The following is a 19,171-nucleotide window of genomic DNA, read 5'->3' on the forward strand; positions in this document are numbered from 1 at the left end:
ATTCCCGAGCACAATTGACGTCATGACCGCGCCGATCGCCATCATCATGGGAAGCCAGTCGGATTGGGACACGATGCGGCATGCCGCCGATACGCTCACGGCGCTCGGCGTCGCCTGCGAAAGCCGCATCGTCTCGGCCCACCGCACCCCGGACCGGTTGTTCACCTTTGCCAAGGGCGCCAAGGCCGAAGGCTTCAAGGTCATCATCGCCGGCGCCGGCGGTGCTGCGCATCTGCCCGGCATGACGGCGGCGCTGACGGAACTGCCGGTGTTCGGCGTCCCCGTCGAATCCAAGGCGCTGAGGGGCGTCGATTCGCTCCACTCGATCGTGCAGATGCCCGCCGGCATCCCGGTCGGCACGCTCGCCATCGGCAAGGCGGGCGCGATCAACGCTGCGCTGCTGGCCGCGGCCGTGCTGGCCCTATCCGATCCGGCCCTCTCAGACCGCCTTGTCGCCTGGCGCAAAGCGCAGACCGACGCCGTGGGCGAGCGCCCGGAGGACAAGGCGTGACTGGCACCAAACGGGTGAAGCTGAAGCCCGGCGACACCATCGGAATCCTCGGCGGCGGACAATTGGGACGGATGCTTGCGATGGCCGCGGCGCGGCTCGGCTTGCGCTGCCAGGTGTTTTCGCCCGACCCGGACTCACCGGCCTTCGACGTCGTGCTCAACGCGACCTGCGCGGAATATGCCGACGTCGAGGCGCTCGAGCTGTTCGCGAACGACGTCGACGTCATCACCTACGAGTTCGAGAACGTGCCGGCCGCGGCCGCGCTGGTGCTGGACGCGCGCCGCCCCGTGCTGCCCAACCGCAAGATCCTCGAGACCACCCAGGACCGGCTGGCCGAGAAGGAATTCATCACCCGGCTCGGGATCGGCACCGCTGCCTATGCCGACGTCACCTCGGTCGCATCGTTGCGCGAGGCAATCGTCAGGATCGGGCTTCCGGCCGTGCTGAAGACGCGCCGCTTCGGCTATGACGGCAAGGGCCAGGCCATCATCCGCGAGGGCGACGACATCGCGAAAGTGTGGACCGGCCTCAGCACCAAGTCGGCGATCCTCGAAGCCTTCGTGCCGTTCGAGCGCGAGATTTCCGTGATCGCCGCGCGCTCGGCCGAAGGCCAGGTCGAGTGTTTCGACGTCACCGAGAACGAGCACCGCGATCACATCCTCAAGATCTCGCGCGCGCCGGCCGCGATTCCGGATGCTCTTGCCGAGGAGGCGCGCAACGTCGCCGGCAAGATCGCCGACGCGCTCGATTATGTCGGCGTGCTGGCAGTCGAGATGTTCGTGCTCGCCAACGGCACGGGACCGAAGGTGCTGGTGAATGAGATTGCGCCGCGCGTGCATAATTCCGGGCACTGGACGCTCGACGGCGCGTCCGTCTCGCAGTTCGAGCAGCATATCCGCGCCATCGCCGGCTGGCCGCTCGGCAAGCCCGTGCGGTACGGCGAGGTCGTCACCATGACCAACCTGATCGGCGACGAGATCAACCGCTACACAGAGTGGCTCACGGTCCCCGGAGCCACCGTACACCTCTACGGGAAGGGCACACCCAAGCCGGGCCGCAAGATGGGCCACGTCACCGAGGTCGCGCCCGCCCGCGGCAAGTAAGGGGACCGCGGCGCTGCGCGATCCCCCTAAAGCGCGATCATCGTCGCACTTTAGATCTTTATTTGAGCATGATCTCCGCGCAAACGCGTTCCGCGTTTGTCGCGAGGAAAAACCGCTTCACACTTTGTGCTAACGCGGCCCTCCGGGTCCGGATCATGCTCCGACGATCACGCGGTCTTCACACCGGCGACGACGCCGGCCGGCTCTTCGCTGAGCCAGCGATAGATCACGCCGCCGAGTGCGCCGCCGATCAGCGGCGCAAGCCAGAACAGCCACAGTTGCGCCAGCGCCCAGCCGCCGACGAACAAGGCGGGCCCGGTGCTGCGCGCCGGGTTCACCGACGTGTTGGTGACGGGAATGCTGACGAGATGGATCATCACCAGCGCAAGCCCGATCGCGAGCGGCGCGAAGCCCGCAGGCGCCCTTCCATGCGTGGCGCCCATGATGATGAACAGGAACATCATGGTCATCACCACTTCGGTGATGAAGCACACCACCATTCCGTACTGGCCGGGCGAATGCGCACCATAGCCGTTCGACGCAAAGCCCTTGGTGACGTCGAAGCCCGGGGCGCCGCTGGCAATCACATAGAGCAGCGTTGCCGCGACAATCGCGCCGATGACCTGCGCGACGATATAGGGCAGGATCTGTCCGGTCGGGAACCGGCCGCCCGCGGCAAGACCGACCGTGACGGCCGGGTTGAGGTGGCAGCCCGAGATATGGCCGATCGCGTAGGCCATGGTGACGACGCTCAGGCCGAACGCCAGGGACACGCCGACCAGGCCGATGCCGACCTGCGGAAAGCCGGCTGCGATCACCGCGCTCCCGCACCCTGCGAATGTGAGCCAAAAGGTACCGATGGCCTCGGCCGCATATTTCTTCATTTCCATGGACGTCTCCCCTGATTTCCGAGTTCTCCGGATCAAAGCTCCGGGAACGGCCCCGTCATTGGCGCCAAATCACCCAAATCAGGGCCACACGGGGGCATTTTTGCCCTATTTAATGGCTTATCTTGGCCCGAAAGGCCGCTTGGACGATGGACATCTCAGGTTTTGTCTGTTACATCCGCGCGCTCAAGGTTAAGGGCTTGTGCTTTCTGCCATCCCCTTTGACTTACCAGAATTCAAATCCGATCCACTGAAGAGGATGCCGCGTGCAGGTTCTCGTTCGCGATAACAATGTCGATCAAGCCCTCAAGGCGCTGAAGAAGAAGATGCAGCGCGAGGGTATTTTCCGCGAGATGAAGCTCCGCGGTCACTACGAAAAGCCCTCCGAGAAGAAGGCTCGCGAAAAGGCCGAAGCCGTGCGCCGCGCGCGCAAGCTGGCCCGCAAGAAGCTGCAGCGTGAAGGGCTGCTGCCGATGAAGCCGAAGCCGGTGTTCGGCGCTGGCCCCGGTGGCGAGCGTGGCGCTGGCGGCCGTGGCGGCCCGGGCGCAGGTCCGCGCGGACCGCGCTGATTTTGCTGTTCTTGCAAGACTGAGTTTTCGATGACGCGGGCCCCGGGCCCGCGTTATTGTTTTGTGAGCGGTGCCTTTTCTGGGACGGGGCACTACCGATGCGGCACCAGCGCGAGCGAACCCGTAGATGGACTCCCCTCTCCCCGAGCACAGCCCGGCACGGTCGTGCCGACCGTGGCGGCGCTCCGTCACACTTTCACTGATCGCGCTCGCACTGTCCGGCTGCTCGTTCGACCTGGGATCGCTGATGCCGGAGAAGGACAAGCCCCAGGACGCGCCCAAATCTGCTACCGCGCCTGCTGCTGCGCCCGCCGAAAGCGCGGTCAGCGCCGGCAATGTCGCTGAGGCCCAGAGCCATACGGCAAAGGGCCAGGCGCTTGCGAAATCGGGAGAGACGGCGGCGGCGCTCGAGGAGTTCAACCGCGCGGTCGCGCTCGATCCCTACAATGCGCACGCGCTCTATGGCCGCGCCCTGATCTATCAGGCGAGCAACGAGCACGAGTTCGCGATCGCGGATTTCAGCGCAGCGAGCGGGCTCAATCCGCAGAAGCCGGAGCCGCTGCTCGGCCGCGCCATCAGCTATCTCGCGGTGGGCAAGGTCAAGGAAGCCGCAGCCGACCTCGACGAGGCCTCCGAGGCCGATCCGCATAATGCTCAAGTCTGGACCACGCGGGGGCTCGCCTATGAGCGCCTCGGCGACAAGGCCAAGGCGGCGGCGTCCTACACCAAGGCGGTCGCGCTACGTCCACGCGACGATGCCGCGCGCAGCGGTCTGGCCCGCGTCGGTGGCTGAAGCGCGATGAGATTAAATGCAGTCGGCTGCCGGGGTCACCTCTCCCCGGCGGGGTGAGGTGATCAGCGCCTTGGGCTCACACCCATTCAACCAAAAGTCATCCCGCACTAGTCGGGGGTGACGCCCTTCGGCAGGACCGCGTGGAACATCGACTTGACGCCTGACAGCATCTCGTCGGCGACGTTGGTCTTTGCCTTCGGCATGGGACCGGCCGCATCGGCCCGCAGATCGAGCGGCGGTGCGATCACCACCGGGACCGGGATATCGGCCGGCGGTGTCAGCCGATTCGCATCATCCGAGCCGACGGACGCGGTGTAAGGCGGGTTCGACGACGTCGGGGAACCATAAGCCTCCGGGCCCGGCGTCGATACCGTGATCGGCGGCGGCAGCGGCCGCACGGAAGGCGGGGCCGCCGTCACGAGCCGTGGCGCCTCCTGGACGCGCGGGGCTTCGCCCGCATGGGCCGTCTCCTGCGGGGCAGCCTCGGGCGACTTGCGCAGCCGCTCGATCGCTGCGCGGGCGAGATCGTTGGCGTCAGGGGTCGCGGCAGTCGATGCCGGAGCCTGAGTGGTCTCGGAGGCCGGTGCAGTAACGACCGGGGCCGGCGTTGCCTTGGCCATGGCCTTGCTGTCGCGGGATGGCGTCGACCGGCCGCGCGGCGTGGCGGCGGTCTCGGCGTCAGCGGGCTTGGTCTCGGTCGGCTGGTCAGCGGCCTTGTTGTCAGCCGGCTTCTCGGCCGCCGGCTTGTCCGTCACGGTCTTCTCGGAGATGCCCTTCTCGGAGATGCCCTTCTCGGAAATGCCCTTGGCCTTCACTCCGGGCGCGGGGAGATTCGCGACCTCGGCAGGCTTGGCATCCCTCTTGGTCTGGGCAGGGGCAACCGCGGCAGCGGGAGTGTCGGGGGCCGGCCGGGCGTTGATGTAGTGATTAACGATGTACGCCCCGATGATCGTCGCGAGCACCGAGGGGAAGATATCCATGGAGATTTTAGTCAGGTATTTCAGCATTCCGGCCACTCCCCACACGGTCTGATGCGGGAACTTTGAGGCAATAGTAAGGGATCAACTGCGACGGATCGGTGGCAATTGGCAAGCCACTTTTACGGTTTCAGCTCGACTTCAAGGAACACGATCTCTGTTGCAGTTTCGTTAAGCACGTCGTGCGCGACACCGGCCTTGCGGAAGTAGGACTTGCCCGCCGAAAGCTGCGCCTTGGAGCGCTCGCCAGTGGGTGCCACGATGGTCATCTCACCCGCGGTGACCGGAACAATCACGTAGTCCATCCCGTGAATGTGATGACCGGTGGCGCCGCCGGGCGGGAGCCGCCACTCGGTGACCCGGACCTCGTCGTTGTCGACCTGAACCTCGGATTTGGCGGCCAGCATTCCCGTTCTCCCGACTAAGGCGCGATGATTCGTCATCGCGCTTTAGGTTGTTGTTTGCGCATGATCTTTTCGGAAAACCGCTTCACACTTTTCCGGATCTGCTTATGGCACGAACACCATGAATACGTAGACGGCAAATACCACCATATGGACCAGTCCGAACAGGACGTTGGTTCTGCCGGTGCCGAAGGTCAGCATGCTTAGGAAGAAGGTCAGGAGCAGCAGGACGCTGCCCTGGGGGCTGAGGCCGAGCTCGAGCTCCTTGTCGAGTGCATAGGTGGCGATGCCGACCGCCGGGATCGTCAGCCCGATGGTCGCGAGCGAGGAGCCCAGCGCCAGATTGATGCTCTTCTGGAGGTCGTTCTTGCGCGCAGCGGCAATCGCTGAGACGCCCTCGGGCAACAGGATCAGGAGCGCGACGAGCAGGCCCGCGAACGCCGGCGGCGCACCGATCCTGGCTGCGACCGCGTCGACCACCAGCGAGAACTTCTTCGCCAGCAGCACCACGGCCAAGAGCGAGATCAGGAGCAGCACGACGCTGAGCAGGAACAGCCCGCCCGACAGATGGGCCTCACCGCCCTCGCCTTCCGCGGCCTCGTTGACGAAGTAATCCCGGTGCAGGACGGTCTGGGTGTAGAGGAACACGCCGTAGAGCGCGAGCGTGACGACGTCGACGAAGCCGAGCTGGATCGACGAGTAGAACGGTCCCGGCGTGGTGACCGTGTAGTTCGGCATGATCAGCGTGATCGTCGCGAGCGCAAACAGCACGCTGAGATAGACGTTGGCGCCGGAGACTTGAAAGCCCTGTTCGCGATAGCGCAGGCCGCCGATGAACACGCAGACGCCGACCAGCCCGTTGCAGACGATCATGACGACCGCGAACACGGTGTCGCGCGCCAGCTCCGGGGCCGGCTTCTCGCCCAGCATGATCGTGGTGATCAGCGCCACCTCGATGATCGTCACCGCGAGCGTCAGCACCAGCGTTCCATAGGGCTCGCCGACCCGTTCGGCGATCACTTCGGCATGATGAACGGCCGCGAACACCGTGCCGAACAGGATCACCAACAGGACAATTGCGAAAACGAAGCCGCCGGGCGACAGCGTGAATGTGTAGTCCGCCGCCGTCACGGCAACGAACAACAGCACGGCCAGCGCGGGAAAGATCCAGGCCGACCGGGGCATCGGGCTATGCGCGCTCATCAATGTCTTCCAGTTGCGTCACCCGAGACGTACCAAATCGGCCAGCAGATTCAATGCCAGTGCAGGATCGGCGCAACCGGCAGGATGGTGAGCAGCAGGAACAGCGGGATCAGCACCGCGCCCGCACGCAACAGATAGCCGAAGAAACTCGGCATCTCGATGCCGCTCTCGTTCGCAATGCTGCTCACCATGAAATTCGGCGCGTTGCCGATATAGGTGAGCGCCCCCATGTAGACCGCCCCCATGGAGATCGAGGCAAGCGTGCCGGAGAGCTCGTTCATCAACACCTGCGGATCGCCGCCGGCGAGCTCGAAGAACAACAGGTAGGTCGGCGCATTGTCGAGGAAAGCCGACATCAATCCGGTGAACCAGAAATAGGCCACCTCGCGCGGGCTCCCGTCCGGCGCCGTCACCGCCGACAACAGCCAGGCGAACGCACCGTGATGGCCGGCATCGAGCATGGCGATGACCGGAATGATGGCGACGAAGATTGCCGCAAAGAGCTTTGCGACCTCGCGGATCGGCTCCCAGGTGAAGCCATTGGCCTGCCGGTGCTCGTCGGGCGTCAGCCACACCGACAGACCCGCAATCGCCAGCAGCACCACATTGCGGACGATGCTCTCCAGCTCCAGCCTGGTTCCGAGAATGTCGAACGCGATGCCCGGCTTCCACATCGCCGACACGAGCAGGCTCGCGACGATGGCGGCGATCAGCGGGAGATTGATGAGGCCGCGGAGCCTCAGCGGCTCTCCGGGTCCTGTGCCGGTGGACAACGGCTCGCCGCGAAACCGCCAGACATCGACGACGACGAAGATCGCGAGCAGGAATCCCGCAACGATCGCCGTCTGGAGCCAGAGATTCCGCGTGGTCCAGAAGAAGTCGACGCCATGCAGGAAGCCGACGAACAGCGGAGGATCGCCGAGCGGGCTCAGCGCGCCACCGACATTGGCGACCAGGATGATGAAGAAGATGACGACATGGGCGTTGGTGCGCCGCTGTCGATTGGCGCGGATCAACGGGCGGATCAGGATCATCGCAGCGCCCGTGGTGCCGACGACGCTGGCCATCAGCGTACCCAGCGCGAGGATGCCGGTATTGACTCCCGGCGTGCCCTTGATGTCGCCGCTGATGAGGATGCCGCCGGCCACGACATAGAGCGAGAACAGCAGCACGATGAAGCCGAGATATTCGGCAAGCATGGCGTGAACGAGCGCGCCCAGCGTCGCCATGCCGCCTGCGAGCCAGACCAGCGAGATGAGCGCCAGCACCGACCAGGCGGCGGCGATCTTGCCGTAATGGTGATGCCAGAACTTCGGAAAGAAGAGCGGCCCGAGCGCGATCGACAGCAGGAGGCCGGCAAACGGCAGCGCGTAGGGCCAGCGCATCGCCGCGCCGTCGAGCCCGGCCGCGGCAGAGGCCTGCTGCGGCAACAGCGCGAAGATCAAAGCGATGAGCGGACCCACGCATCTCGGGACGAGGCGTCTAGGATGCAATGAAGTGCCTCGCCGTTTCGATCGCACCGAAGGAATCGAGATTATCGTGTCCGCCGCCCGGAAAGCGTACGAACTGTTTTGGCTCGTGCGCGAGCGCGAACAGACGCTCTCCGAAGACGATGGGAATGACAAGGTCATTGGCGCCATGCATGATCAGCAGCGGCACCGTGACGCGCGCAATCCGCTCGTCGGAGCGAAACCGATCGCGCATCAGGAGGCGGACCGGAACGAACCAGAATGCCGACGCAGCGACGTCGACCGTCGAGGTGTAAGGCGCTTCCAGGATCAATTTGCCTATCGGATGCTCGGATGCAACCGCGACGGCCACGCCGCTCCCAAGCGAGAAGCCCCAGACGACGATCCATTCCGCCGCATAGCGCACGGTGGTGAAGGCATAGGCGGCCGCAGCATCGCGCAGCAGGCCCTGTTCGCTCGGCGCACCGCCGGAGCCGGCATAGCCGCGATAGGACAGCGCGACGAGGCCGGTGCCGTCAGCCGTCATCGCCCTGAAGCGGCTGACAAGGCCGGCAAGAAAATCGCCATTGCCGGGGAAGAAGAGGATCACGGGACGGCCAGGCTTTGCCGGCACGTGCCAGATGATGACCTTTTCGCCGTCCGATGTCGTGAGCACGTGCTCTTCCGCCTCGGGAAAGCCTGCGGCATCAGGCAGCGTTCGACCGACCGGCGGGATCGGGAACAGCATGTCGCGCTGCCTCACATACAGCACGACGAGACCGGCGAGATAGCCGGTCGCGATGACGATCGCGATCCACTTCAGGAATGTCATGGCTGCACAGCCGATCCGTAGCTCAAGCCTTGCGACGGCTTCGCAGCAATTTCAGGACGTCGGACCGTATGCTTGCCGGAATCTCGCGGCAACCGCACGCCGCCCTGTGGGCCACGTGCCATTCGATGCGCTGCGCCCGCGTCGCCGCCTTGAGTGTCGCTTTGGGCGGCATGCGATGGGACCGGTGCCATTCCTTGTTGATGGCCACCGTCCGCTCCTAGCGCGTTGTTACATCGCCTTGACGATGTTCTCGGTGACCTTCTTGGCGTCGCCGAGCAGCATCATGGTGTTGTCGCGATAGAACAGCGGATTGTCGATGCCGGCGTAACCCGAGGCCAGCGAGCGCTTGATGAACATCACCGTCCCCGCCTTCCAGACCTGGAGCACCGGCATGCCGTAGATCGGCGAGGTCTTGTCCTCTTCGGCGGCAGGGTTGGTGACGTCGTTGGCGCCGATCACGAAGGCGATGTCGGCCTGCGCGAATTCGGAGTTGATGTCCTCGAGCTCGAACACCTCGTCATAGGGCACGTTGGCTTCGGCCAGGAGCACGTTCATGTGGCCGGGCATGCGGCCCGCGACCGGGTGGATCGCGTACTTCACCTCGACGCCTTCCTTCTTCAGCATGTCCGCCATCTCGCGCAACGCGTGCTGGGCCTGCGCCACCGCCATGCCGTAGCCGGGCACGATGATGACCTTGGAAGCATTCTTCATGATGAAGGCGGCATCGTCGGCCGAACCGAGCTTCGCCGGCTTCTGCTCACCGGTCGCCCCGCCGGCCGCCGCGGTCTCGCCGCCGAAGCCGCCGAGGATGACCGAGATGAAGGACCGGTTCATCGCGTGGCACATGATGTAGGACAGGATCGCGCCCGACGAGCCGACCAGCGCGCCGGTGATGATCAGCGCCGAATTGCCGAGCGTGAAGCCGATGCCGGCCGCGGCCCATCCCGAATAGGAGTTCAGCATCGAGATCACGACCGGCATGTCGGCGCCGCCGATCGGGATGATCATGAGCACGCCGAGCGCCAGCGCCAGGATGACATTGAGCCAGAAGAACACCGGGCTGCCGGTGACGACGAGTCCGACGATGCAGGCGACCAGTGCGACCGCGAGCGCGATGTTGATGAGGTGCCGCGCCGGCAGGATGATCGGCGCGCCGCTCATGCGGGCCGACAGCTTCAGGAACGCGATCACCGAGCCGGTGAAGGTCAGCGCGCCAATGGCGACGCCGAGCGACATTTCGACCAGGCTCTGGGTGTGGATGTTGCCGGGGGTACCGATGTCGAAGGCTTCCGGCGCATAGAACGCGCCGGCGGCGACCAGCACCGCGGCCATGCCGACCAGCGAGTGGAAGGCCGCGACCAGCTCCGGCATCGAGGTCATCGGCACGCGGCGTGCGATGACCGCGCCGATCGCGGCACCAATGGCGATGCCGACGATGACGAGCAGCCAGGCAAGGCCGTCGGCCGGCGGATGGTTGGCAAGCGTGGTGGCGACCGCGATCGCCATGCCGATCATGCCGAACAGATTGCCCTGGCGCGAAGAGGCCGGGCTCGACAGCCCGCGCAGTGACAGGATGAACAGCACCCCCGCCACGAGATACAACAATGCAGAGAGATTGGCGTTCATCTCAGGTCCCCATCTATCCCATCAGCCCGAGGTGGCGCTTACTTGGCCTTCTTCTTGTACATCGCCAGCATGCGCTGGGTGACAAGGAAGCCGCCGAAGATATTGATGCAGGCAAAGATCAGCGCGACGAAGCCGAAGCCCCGCGCCCAGCCCGAGCCGCTCGACACATTCGCAACGCCGCCCGCGAGCAGCGCGCCGACCACGATCACCGAGGAGATCGCGTTGGTGACGCTCATCAGCGGCGTATGCAGCGCCGGGGTCACCGACCACACCACGAAATAGCCGACGAACACCGCCAGCACGAAAATCGACAGCCGGAAGATGAAGGGATCGACGACCTGTGCGACATGCTCCATGGTTTCTCTCCTCTAGGCTTTCGGCTGGAAGTTCGGGTGGATGACGGCGCCGTCCTTGGTCAGCGCGGTCGCCTTCACGAGCTCGTCGTCCCAGTTCACGGCAAGCTTCTTCTCTTTCTTGTCGATCATGGTCTCGATGAAGGAAAACAGGTTGCGCGCGTAGAGGCCGGAGGCCGACGCGGCGACGCGGCCGGCGACATTGGTGTAGCCGACGATCTTGATGCCATCGAGATCGACGACCTCGCCCGGCTTGGCGCCCTCGACATTGCCGCCGCGCTCGACGGCGAGGTCGACCAGCACCGAACCCGGCTTCATCGACTTGACCATCTCCGCACTGACGAGCTTCGGCGCGGGCCGGCCCGGGATCAGCGCCGTCGTGATCACGATGTCCTGCTTCTTGATGTGCTCGGCGGTCAGCGCGGCCTGCTTGGCCTGGTACTCCTTGGACATTTCCTTGGCGTAGCCGCCGGCGGTCTGCGCGTTCTTGAACTCCTCGTCCTCGACGGCGAGGAATTTGGCACCGAGCGATTCGACCTGCTCCTTGGTGGCAGGGCGCACGTCGGTCGCGGTGACGACGGCGCCGAGGCGGCGCGCGGTCGCGATCGCCTGGAGGCCGGCGACGCCGACGCCCATCACGAACACTTTTGCGGCGGGCACGGTGCCGGCCGCGGTCATCATCATCGGGAAGGCGCGACCGAAGGCTTCGGCGCCCTCGATCACGGCACGGTAGCCGGCAAGGTTCGCCTGCGACGACAGCACGTCCATCACCTGGGCGCGCGTGATGCGCGGCATCAGCTCCATGGCGAAGGCGGCGATACCGGCATCGGCCATCGTCTTCAGTGCGGCGTCATTGCCGTAGGGGTCCATGATGGCGACGACCAGCGCGCCGCGCTTGTATTGGCCAAGCTCGGACGCCTCGGGGCGCTTCACCTTGATGATGATGTCGGCATCAGCAAGCGCATCGGCACTGACGGTGGCGCCGGCGGCGGTGTAGTCGGAATCGAGCAGGCCCGACTTGACGCCGGCACCGGGCTCGACGGCGATCTCGGCGCCCAGAGCCTTGAACTTCTTCACCGTATCCGGCGAAGCGGCGACCCGCGGCTCGGACGGATCGATTTCCTTGGCAACGGCAATCTTCATGGGCCCTCCGGCGGCGCGGGAAAGCGCGCACGCGAATTTAGCGTTACTCCCGCAACGTTGGATACCGGTTTTAGAACCGGCTTGGATGCAAATTTTCTGAGCAACCGCCGCCTTTGGCGGTGCAGCCGACGATGGATCAGGTCAGGAAGATCGCCATCAGGATGACGATGAGCGCGACCGTGGCCGTGCCATACTTCACCAGCTTGATGAAGCCCTCATAGGTCTGCTCGTGGGCAACGTAGTCGTTGCCGTCGGCGGTGGTGTACGCCACTTCGCTATGGTCAGCCATGGATGTCCCCAGTCGAAAGTCGAATTCCCGGCTGGCATTACCGCAATCCGCCGGGCAGGGCAACGGCACAGCTGCGCAGTTTTCCCGCAAATCGGCTCATTTGGAATCCTGATTGTCGGGACCGGGGAAGACGGCCGCCGCCTAGCCCTGATCAAGCGCGGTGACCATGACGGGCGCAATTTGAGGCTGCTGCACCGGCAAGCCGAGCGCCCCGCGGACGGCGTCTATCGCCGGCTCGCCGACGTCGGTAAATCTGGCTGTGCGGGGATCGACGCCGGACCCGACCGCCACGGGATTGTCGCCGCACAGGAAGCCGTGGGTCATGTGGAACCCGAGCGCGCGGTAAACCTCGAACTGCTCCTCGGAGAAGAACTGATCGCCCGTGGTCTCGTGCGGGAAAGTGGCGTGGCGCCGCGCATAGTCGCGAATGTAGTCGTTCTCGTCACCGGTCAGGGACGACTTGATGTAGACGAGAAAACCTTGGTCGCCGCCGCCATAGTCGATCGTGCCGATCGCGACGTGAACGTCATCCTGCGGCCCATCATCACGCCGATGCTGACAAGGGGGCGGCTCGCCGCTGGTATTGCGCGCCATCAACGCACGGGTGCGCTCGCGGATCGGCGTCCACGGCAGATCGATCCTGACGCCGAGATCGATGCGGGCGTAGCGCTGCAGCGTCATCAGCGAAGCAAAATTCATGGGCGTGTCCGCCTCTGCGTCCACGGCGACGATCACTCTGCAACGCCGGCGCAACAGCTCGTAGACGCCGAGATTTTCGATGTGCCCACCGTCGGTGAGATAAACCCCATCGCTGTTCTCATAGAGGCGACCGGAGATTTCGGACCAGAAATAGAGCGGCGAGAAACGATGGAACGAGCACGCATTCACGTAACGCGGATTCCGCAGCCAATAGCCGAGCCGTACGTTGAGAAGGGCGAGCGTCGGCGTCAAAGCCTTGATCGAGCTCGATCCCATGTTGGAGGATGCTGCGGCTCCCGAGATCGCCATGGCGGTAGCAAGGTCGAGACTTTGCTCGACTTTCTCGAGGGCCAGGGTCGTCGCGTATCCGGTCGCCTCGCTGCCGACGTTGCGCGGCGAAAACACGAAGAAGTCGGCATTGCGGCCGCGCCTGTTGGCGAAATCTGATCCCTGGATGTTCAGCGCGGTGTTGATCAGGTGGTAGGGCGCGCTCAGCTTCGGCCCGGCATTCGGGTCGTCGGCGTTGGCGACGGCATAGAGGTCGCTCAGCTTCATGCGGTCGAGCGGCTTGAAATCGCGGCCCTGGTCGAGACTGGCTTCCGCGCGCGCGATATCGCCGTCGGCGGACCGGGTCGGATCGAACAGGAACGCCTTGCTCAGCCGGTCACGGTAGAGCCTGTGCAGTGAGTTCGCGTTCGGCGTCAGAAGCAACGAGACGATCAACAGCAAGGCGCCCGTCAAGACATACAGGATGACCATCGGCAGACTGAAGGAATAAGCAAGCTCTGAAGCCTTCCCCTGGAACTGGCTAGGGAATTGTGCGTGGAAGATGTCGCCCACCCGCTTTGCGGCGGACAGCAGCCATCCGGGGGCGTGCCAGGTCGGCGTCAGCCGCTCCGTGTCATCCACAACGCGGGGCGCTGCCTTCGGTTTGATCTCGGCGGACAAGGTCCCGGAATCTGCGTCGAACTGGATCTTGCCGGCGAGGCTTCCCTGCGAGGAAGCGGCCGACCTGGCACTGACGAGGCATTCGCGCTGGGTGGGGGACGGTGGGCATCGTTCGAACAGGTCGTTGGCGATACCCCAGTACGACAAATACAAGTACGCGACCCAGATGATCAGAGGCAACGCCAGGCCTGCGATCCAGAGTGCGGCCTTGGCGACGATTGCAAGCACCAGCGATCCCCACTGCGAGGACACGCCGTTTCCCTTCAGGAGCTCGGCGAACTGCTGCCGGAAAGCCGTGACGAACACGCCGATCGGCGCGGCAATGGCTGCGAGCGACTTGATCCAGGTGATCGTAGCGCCGGCAACCGGCCCGCCGATCACGCTGCTATCGGCCGCATCGAACATTTCGCGCAGCATGAAGGGCTGAAATTCGAAGAAGGCGTTCACTGCCAGCACCACGAGGAAGGTTGCGCCTGCGCTTGGCAGGTGCGAGCGGAATTCCTGACGCTTCTCCGGACTGGCAAATGATCGGACAACTGCCCAAATGAAGAACAGGATGACGCCGAGAATCCCGATCGCCAGCGTCAAAGCGAAGTTCTGCACCTGAAGCAGGCGGGCGAAGTCGCAGGCGACGCCGACGAGGAGCGCGATGCCGGCGAGATAGGCGAATACGATGCTTGGCCCGCTTCCCCTCTCGGACCGAGAACTCAGATAAGTCAGCCCGCTACAGGCAAGCAGGATCAGCGCGAGAACGGCGCCGATGGCCGTAAACCCGTAACGGTTCACGATGCTGAAATCGTGCAGCTCACACAATTTGTCATCGCTGATGGCGACGCCGAACAGGGTCGCGACTGTCAGGCAATGACGCGTCGGCGTCGACCAGATCGTGACCGCAGCCAGCATCAGGACGATCGGCAGGGTGAGGCCGATATTGGCGATCAACCCGCGCACCACGATCGCTATCCCGGTCAGGAGATCGCGCACGCCGGCGGGGATCAGATAGTTGGAGTAGTTCCTGATGTGCCCGACCGACGGCGTATCGCTGATCTCGCAGGCGGTCGCCGTGTCGCCCGCCGGCCGTTCTCCGAAAACAAAGCGTCTTGCGACGGTCATCGTCGCACCGAGCGAGGTGCCGATATATCCGCCGCCCGATACGGTCGACAAATAGTCGATCCGGCCGAACAGGTTGTGATGGTTCAGCGCCTGGAGAATGCCGAGACAGAGGGCCGAGGAGCGGATCCCGCCACCGGACAGGGCGAGGCCCGTGACGTCGAGCATCTGGCAGGGTTGCAGATCGTCGATCCGGAGCTGGCGCGTACCCTCGCGACGCGTGTTGATGGCTTCGATCTCGTCGCGAACGATCCGGTCATGCTTTTCGCACCAGGGCCTATCGTCGGCGGATGCGGCTTTCCGGGCTTCTAGCGGGGCAGTCGACTGGACCTGATCAAGCATGCTCTCCCCCAACGGCAGAGCGATAAACAATCACTGGTTGTAAAATGGACTTCAAAAACCTTATACGAATTAGTCTTGCCGCCCGCGCGAACGTTCAATCCCACGTAGCAGGGTCTCCAGACCTGTCTCGAAGGTCGCCTGGAAATGCACGGGCTGAGAAAAGAAGGTGCGAAGGCTGCAAGATGCGCTGAACTGCAGGGCAATGACGTCGTTTCGAGACCGGTTCCACCGAGACGGGAGGCACCTGCGGCACTGCGTCCACGAGCTCATAGCCGAGCTCGCGAAAAAATGTCGCAGCCATGAGATGCGGACCAATTCCGTTGAGAGGGCTGACGCGGCCGGGCCGCTTCAGCCCATCGCCTCCAGCTCGTCGATCATGCCGGCGATGACGCTCAGGCCGCCGTCCCAGAACTTGGGATCCTTGGCATCGAGCCCGAACGGGCGCAGCAGCTCGGAATAATGCTTGGTGCCGCCGGCAGCGAGCATGTCGAGATAGCGCTCGGCAAAGCCCTCAGCGGCATTCTCGTAGACCGCATAGAGCGAGTTCACGAGGCAGTCGCCGAACGCATAGGCGTAGACATAGAACGGCGAATGGATGAAGTGCGGGATGTACATCCAGTAATTCTCGTAGCCCGCCTTGATCTCGATCGCGGGACCCAAGCTTTCGCCCTGCACCGAAAGCCAGATCTCGCCGAGCCGCGTCGCGGTGAGCTCGCCGTTCTTGCGCTCGCTATGCACGGCGCGCTCGAACGAATAGAACGCGATCTGCCGCACCACGGTGTTGATCATGTCCTCGACCTTGCCGGCGAGCAGCGCCTGGCGCTGTTTTGCATTCTTGGTCTGGGCAAGGAGCCGCCTGAACGTGAGCATCTCCCCGAAGACGCTGGCGGTCTCGGCCAACGTCAGCGGCGTCGGCGCCATCAACGCGCCGTTCCTGGCCGCCAGCACCTGGTGCACGCCGTGACCGAGCTCGTGCGCAAGCGTCATCACGTCGCGCGGCTTGCCCTGATAATTCATCAGCACGTAAGGGTGCGCCGACGGCGTGGTCGGATGCGAGAAGGCGCCCGGCGCCTTGCCGGGACGGACCGGCGCATCGATCCAGCGATCGCTGAAGAAGCGCTCGGCGATGTCGGCCATCTTGGGCGAGAAGCCGCGATAGGCCGTCAGCACCATGTTCCTCGCCTCGGGCCAGGCAATGGTGTCGGTCGCGGCAAAGGGCAGCGGCGCGTTGCGATCCCAATAGGCGAGCCGCTTCTTCTTGAACCAGCGCGCCTTCAGTCCGTAGTAGCGATGCGACAGTCTCGGATAGGCCGCGCGCACCGAGGCGACCAGTGCATCCACCACCTCGCGCTCGACGCGGTTGTTCAGATGGCGGGAATCCGCGACGTCCTTGAAGCCGCGCCAGCGGTCGGAGATGTCCTTGTCCTTGGCAAGCGTGTTGGTGATCAGCGCGAAGGTACGCTCATTGGCCTTGAAGGTTTTTGCCAAGGCTTCCGCCGCGGTCTTGCGCTTGGCGCCGTCGCGGTCCTGCAGGAGATTCAGCGTCGGCTCGATCGCAAGCTCTTTGGCGCCGACCTTGAAGCGCAGGCCGGAGATGGTCTGGTCGAACAGCCTGTTCCAGGCCGAATAGCCGGTCTGCGCCTTTTCCAGGAAGAGCTGCTCGAGCTTGTCGTCGAGCTGATACGGCTTCTCCTTGCGCAGATCCTCGATCCAGGGGCGGTAATGCGCGAGCTCGGAAGCCTGCATCGCGCGGGTCAAAATATCGTCATCGATCCGGTTGAGCTCGAGCGCGAAAAACAGAAGATGGGTGGAGGCGGCCGTCAGCCGCTCCGACACGTCGCCGTAAAACTTTGAAATCTTGGGATCAACACTGTCGCCGGCATGCACGAGCCCGGCAAAGGAGCCGAGCCGGCCGGCGAGATCGTCGATCGCCTCGTAACGCCGCACGGCCTCCGCGAGCCATTTTCCGCCATCTTCCTTTGCTGTCCCTGTCGCGAGCTTGCCCTTGTAGTCGGTCTCGAACGCGACGCAATCGGCATCCATCTTCTCCAGATCGCGCGCCACTTCCGGCGCGGTGATCCCGGAATAGAGATCGGCGAGGTTCCACTCCGGAAGCTTGCCGGCTTTGGTTGGAGCTTTGCCGGAGGGTTTTGCTTTGGCGGTGGCTTTTCTGGTGTTCGGCTTGCGGAGAACAGACGTGCTAGACGCGGGCTTGTTAAGAGGGGACTTGAAGCGCGAAGTCATTGTGCTGGAAACCTGTGTTCAACGTTCGCAATGGATGGGGTCAGCAAGGTTTAAGAGTGCGTTAATCGGCTTCGGCCAGAGTGCCCCGATTCGAGACAGATAGTTGTAGCGTGCGGGGAACACCATGGCTGCCAGTATTTTGATTGCCGATGACGACGCCGTCGCGCGCCGCCTGGTCGAGAACATGGTGCAGAAATGCGGCTATGAAACGATCATCGTCGATTCCGGCGATGCCGCGCTCGCCGCCCTCACCGCCCCCGACGCACCGGCGGTCGACGCCGTCATCCTCGATCTCGTGATGCCCGGCCTCGACGGTATGGGCGTCCTGGCAAAGATCCGCGAGGCGGGCCTCAGCGTGCCCGTCATCGTACAGACCGCGCATGGCGGCATCGACAACGTGATCTCGGCGATGCGTGCAGGCGCGGCCGACTTCGTGGTCAAGCCGGTCGGCATGGAGCGGCTCCAGGTCTCCTTGCGCAACGCGCTCAACGCGTCCGCGCTGAAGGGCGAATTGCAGCGCATCCGGCACAGCCGCGAGGGCCGGCTGACGTTTTCCGACATCATCACGCGCAGCGACGCTATGGCGCATGTGATGCGTGCCGCGCAGAAGGCGGCAAATTCTTCGATTCCCGTCCTGATCGAAGGCGACTCCGGCGTCGGCAAGGAGATGTTCGCGCGCGCCATCCATGGCAGCGGCGAGCGCAAGGCAAAGCCGTTCGTCGCGGTCAATTGCGGCGCGATTCCCGACAATCTCGTCGAGTCGATCCTGTTCGGCCATGAGAAGGGCGCCTTCACCGGCGCGACCGAACGGCACGCCGGCAAATTCGTCGAGGCCCATGGCGGCACGCTGTTTCTGGACGAGGTCAGCGAGCTGCCGCTGACCGCGCAGGTCAAGCTGTTGCGCGCGCTGCAGGAAAGCGCGGTCGAGGCCGTCGGCGGCCGCAAGCCGGTCAAGGTCGACGTCCGCATCATCTCCGCGACCAACCGCAAGCTCCTGGACCGGGTGAAGCAGGGCCACTTCCGCGAGGATTTGTTCTACCGCCTTCACGTGCTGCCACTGACGATCCCAAGCCTGCGCGCGCGGCGCGAGGACATCCCGCATCTCTTGCGGCATTTCCTGGCGCGGTTCGCTGCCGAAGAGAACCGCCCGATCACCGGCATCAGCGGCGAGGCGATGGCGCATCTCGCCACGCTCGACTGGCCCGGCAACATCCGCCAGCTCGAGAACGCGGTCTATCGCGCGGTGGTCATGAGCGAGGGCGACCAGCTTGGTCTGGACGATTTCCCGCTGCTCGCCGGGCATCCGCATCAGATGAGCGACGCCCCGACGGCCCCGCTGATCCTGGAGCCGGTCGCGTCCACAGTCCCCGCCATGATCTCAGGTAACGAAATACCGATCGCCCCGTTGCCTGCCGCCGGCTCGCTCGCGATGCTGACCAGCACAGGAGAAGTACGGCCCCTGGAGGAAATGGAAAACGAAATCATCCGCTTCGCGATCTCGCATTACCGCGGACAGATGTCGGAGGTCGCGCGCCGCCTCAAAATTGGCCGCTCCACGCTCTACCGCAAACTCGACGAAGCCGGCGTCCAAGGACATGGCGGCAAAAGCGGTGAGGAGACGCACTGAGCGGGCTCGCGCAACGACGTTCTCTATTGTGGCCCAAACGGGGCGCAAGTCCTTCGCATTGCG

At 64.3% G+C, this 19,171-nt stretch carries 18 protein-coding genes; 5 read left to right on the forward strand and 13 right to left on the reverse strand.

What is annotated here, in order from left to right; translation table 11 throughout:
• Positions 1–22: 22 nt before the first annotated feature.
• Together purE and Q2941_RS24165 are read left to right on the forward strand one after the other, a co-directional pair.
• Positions 23–511, forward strand: coding sequence for a 5-(carboxyamino)imidazole ribonucleotide mutase (purE, locus tag Q2941_RS24160; RefSeq protein ID WP_027525174.1), 489 nt, complete (start codon positions 23–25; stop codon positions 509–511).
• Positions 508–1,614 (forward strand): 5-(carboxyamino)imidazole ribonucleotide synthase, encoded by a 1,107-nt coding sequence (locus Q2941_RS24165; protein ID WP_458193933.1) that lies wholly within the window; start codon positions 508–510, stop codon positions 1,612–1,614. Before purE ends, Q2941_RS24165 begins: the two co-directional genes overlap by 4 nt.
• A 167-nt stretch (positions 1,615–1,781) precedes the next feature.
• Here the strand turns inward: Q2941_RS24165 and aqpZ are convergent, their stop codons facing one another.
• Positions 1,782–2,504: an aquaporin Z gene (gene aqpZ / locus Q2941_RS24170; RefSeq protein WP_027525172.1), complete on the reverse strand. Its 723-nt coding sequence runs from the start codon at positions 2,502–2,504 to the stop codon at positions 1,782–1,784.
• Positions 2,505–2,767: 263 nt separating this feature from the next.
• On the opposite strand from aqpZ, the gene rpsU reads away from it, so the two are divergent.
• Positions 2,768–3,070, forward strand: a complete 303-nt coding sequence (gene rpsU, locus Q2941_RS24175) for a 30S ribosomal protein S21 (protein WP_027525171.1) — start codon at positions 2,768–2,770, stop codon at positions 3,068–3,070.
• 127 nt (positions 3,071–3,197) lie between these two features.
• Complete coding sequence (locus tag Q2941_RS24180) at positions 3,198–3,863, forward strand: tetratricopeptide repeat protein (protein WP_027525170.1); 666 nt, start codon at positions 3,198–3,200, stop codon at positions 3,861–3,863.
• 107 nt (positions 3,864–3,970) lie between these two features.
• On the opposite strand, the gene Q2941_RS24185 is transcribed toward Q2941_RS24180, so the two are convergent.
• The 12 genes from Q2941_RS24185 to Q2941_RS24240 form a co-directional block, all read right to left on the reverse strand.
• Complete coding sequence (locus Q2941_RS24185; protein WP_458193934.1) at positions 3,971–4,870, reverse strand: hypothetical protein; 900 nt, start codon at positions 4,868–4,870, stop codon at positions 3,971–3,973.
• 92 nt (positions 4,871–4,962) lie between these two features.
• Positions 4,963–5,247, reverse strand: a complete 285-nt coding sequence (locus tag Q2941_RS24190; protein ID WP_027521938.1) for a cupin domain-containing protein — start codon at positions 5,245–5,247, stop codon at positions 4,963–4,965.
• Between the two features lie 102 nt (positions 5,248–5,349).
• On the reverse strand, positions 5,350–6,447 hold the full coding sequence (locus Q2941_RS24195; RefSeq protein ID WP_027521937.1) for a calcium:cation antiporter: 1,098 nt from the start codon (positions 6,445–6,447) through the stop codon (positions 5,350–5,352).
• A 50-nt stretch (positions 6,448–6,497) separates the two neighbouring features.
• The gene (locus tag Q2941_RS24200) at positions 6,498–7,832 is read right to left on the reverse strand and encodes a sodium:proton antiporter (protein WP_371260474.1); all 1,335 of its coding nucleotides are present in this window, start codon (positions 7,830–7,832) and stop codon (positions 6,498–6,500) included.
• 97 nt (positions 7,833–7,929) lie between these two features.
• The gene (locus tag Q2941_RS24205) at positions 7,930–8,727 is read right to left on the reverse strand and encodes an alpha/beta hydrolase (protein ID WP_458193935.1); all 798 of its coding nucleotides are present in this window, start codon (positions 8,725–8,727) and stop codon (positions 7,930–7,932) included.
• A 22-nt stretch (positions 8,728–8,749) separates the two neighbouring features.
• Complete coding sequence (locus Q2941_RS24210; RefSeq protein WP_027521934.1) at positions 8,750–8,935, reverse strand: hypothetical protein; 186 nt, start codon at positions 8,933–8,935, stop codon at positions 8,750–8,752.
• Between the two features lie 20 nt (positions 8,936–8,955).
• Entirely contained in the window at positions 8,956–10,353 is a 1,398-nt protein-coding gene (locus tag Q2941_RS24215) for an NAD(P)(+) transhydrogenase (Re/Si-specific) subunit beta (protein ID WP_254109039.1), read from the reverse strand.
• 38 nt (positions 10,354–10,391) lie between these two features.
• Positions 10,392–10,709 (reverse strand): proton-translocating transhydrogenase family protein, encoded by a 318-nt coding sequence (locus Q2941_RS24220; RefSeq protein WP_027521932.1) that lies wholly within the window; start codon positions 10,707–10,709, stop codon positions 10,392–10,394.
• Positions 10,710–10,721: 12 nt separating this feature from the next.
• Entirely contained in the window at positions 10,722–11,849 is a 1,128-nt protein-coding gene (locus tag Q2941_RS24225) for a Re/Si-specific NAD(P)(+) transhydrogenase subunit alpha (RefSeq protein ID WP_458193936.1), read from the reverse strand.
• A gap of 136 nt (positions 11,850–11,985) precedes the next feature.
• Entirely contained in the window at positions 11,986–12,138 is a 153-nt protein-coding gene (locus Q2941_RS24230; protein WP_027521930.1) for an aa3-type cytochrome c oxidase subunit IV, read from the reverse strand.
• A gap of 141 nt (positions 12,139–12,279) precedes the next feature.
• A complete protein-coding gene (locus tag Q2941_RS24235; RefSeq protein WP_458193937.1) occupies positions 12,280–15,237 on the reverse strand; it encodes a patatin-like phospholipase domain-containing protein in 2,958 nt (985 codons plus the stop codon).
• 348 nt (positions 15,238–15,585) lie between these two features.
• On the reverse strand, positions 15,586–17,481 hold the full coding sequence (locus Q2941_RS24240) for a M3 family oligoendopeptidase (RefSeq protein WP_458193938.1): 1,896 nt from the start codon (positions 17,479–17,481) through the stop codon (positions 15,586–15,588).
• 124 nt (positions 17,482–17,605) lie between these two features.
• Here Q2941_RS24240 and Q2941_RS24245 point away from each other — a divergent pair, with 124 nt between their 5' ends.
• Positions 17,606–19,108: a sigma-54-dependent transcriptional regulator gene (locus Q2941_RS24245; RefSeq protein ID WP_027521926.1), complete on the forward strand. Its 1,503-nt coding sequence runs from the start codon at positions 17,606–17,608 to the stop codon at positions 19,106–19,108.
• The last annotated feature ends 63 nt before the right edge of the window (positions 19,109–19,171 follow it).

The sequence above is a fragment of the Bradyrhizobium sp. UFLA05-153 genome, assembly GCF_054185185.1.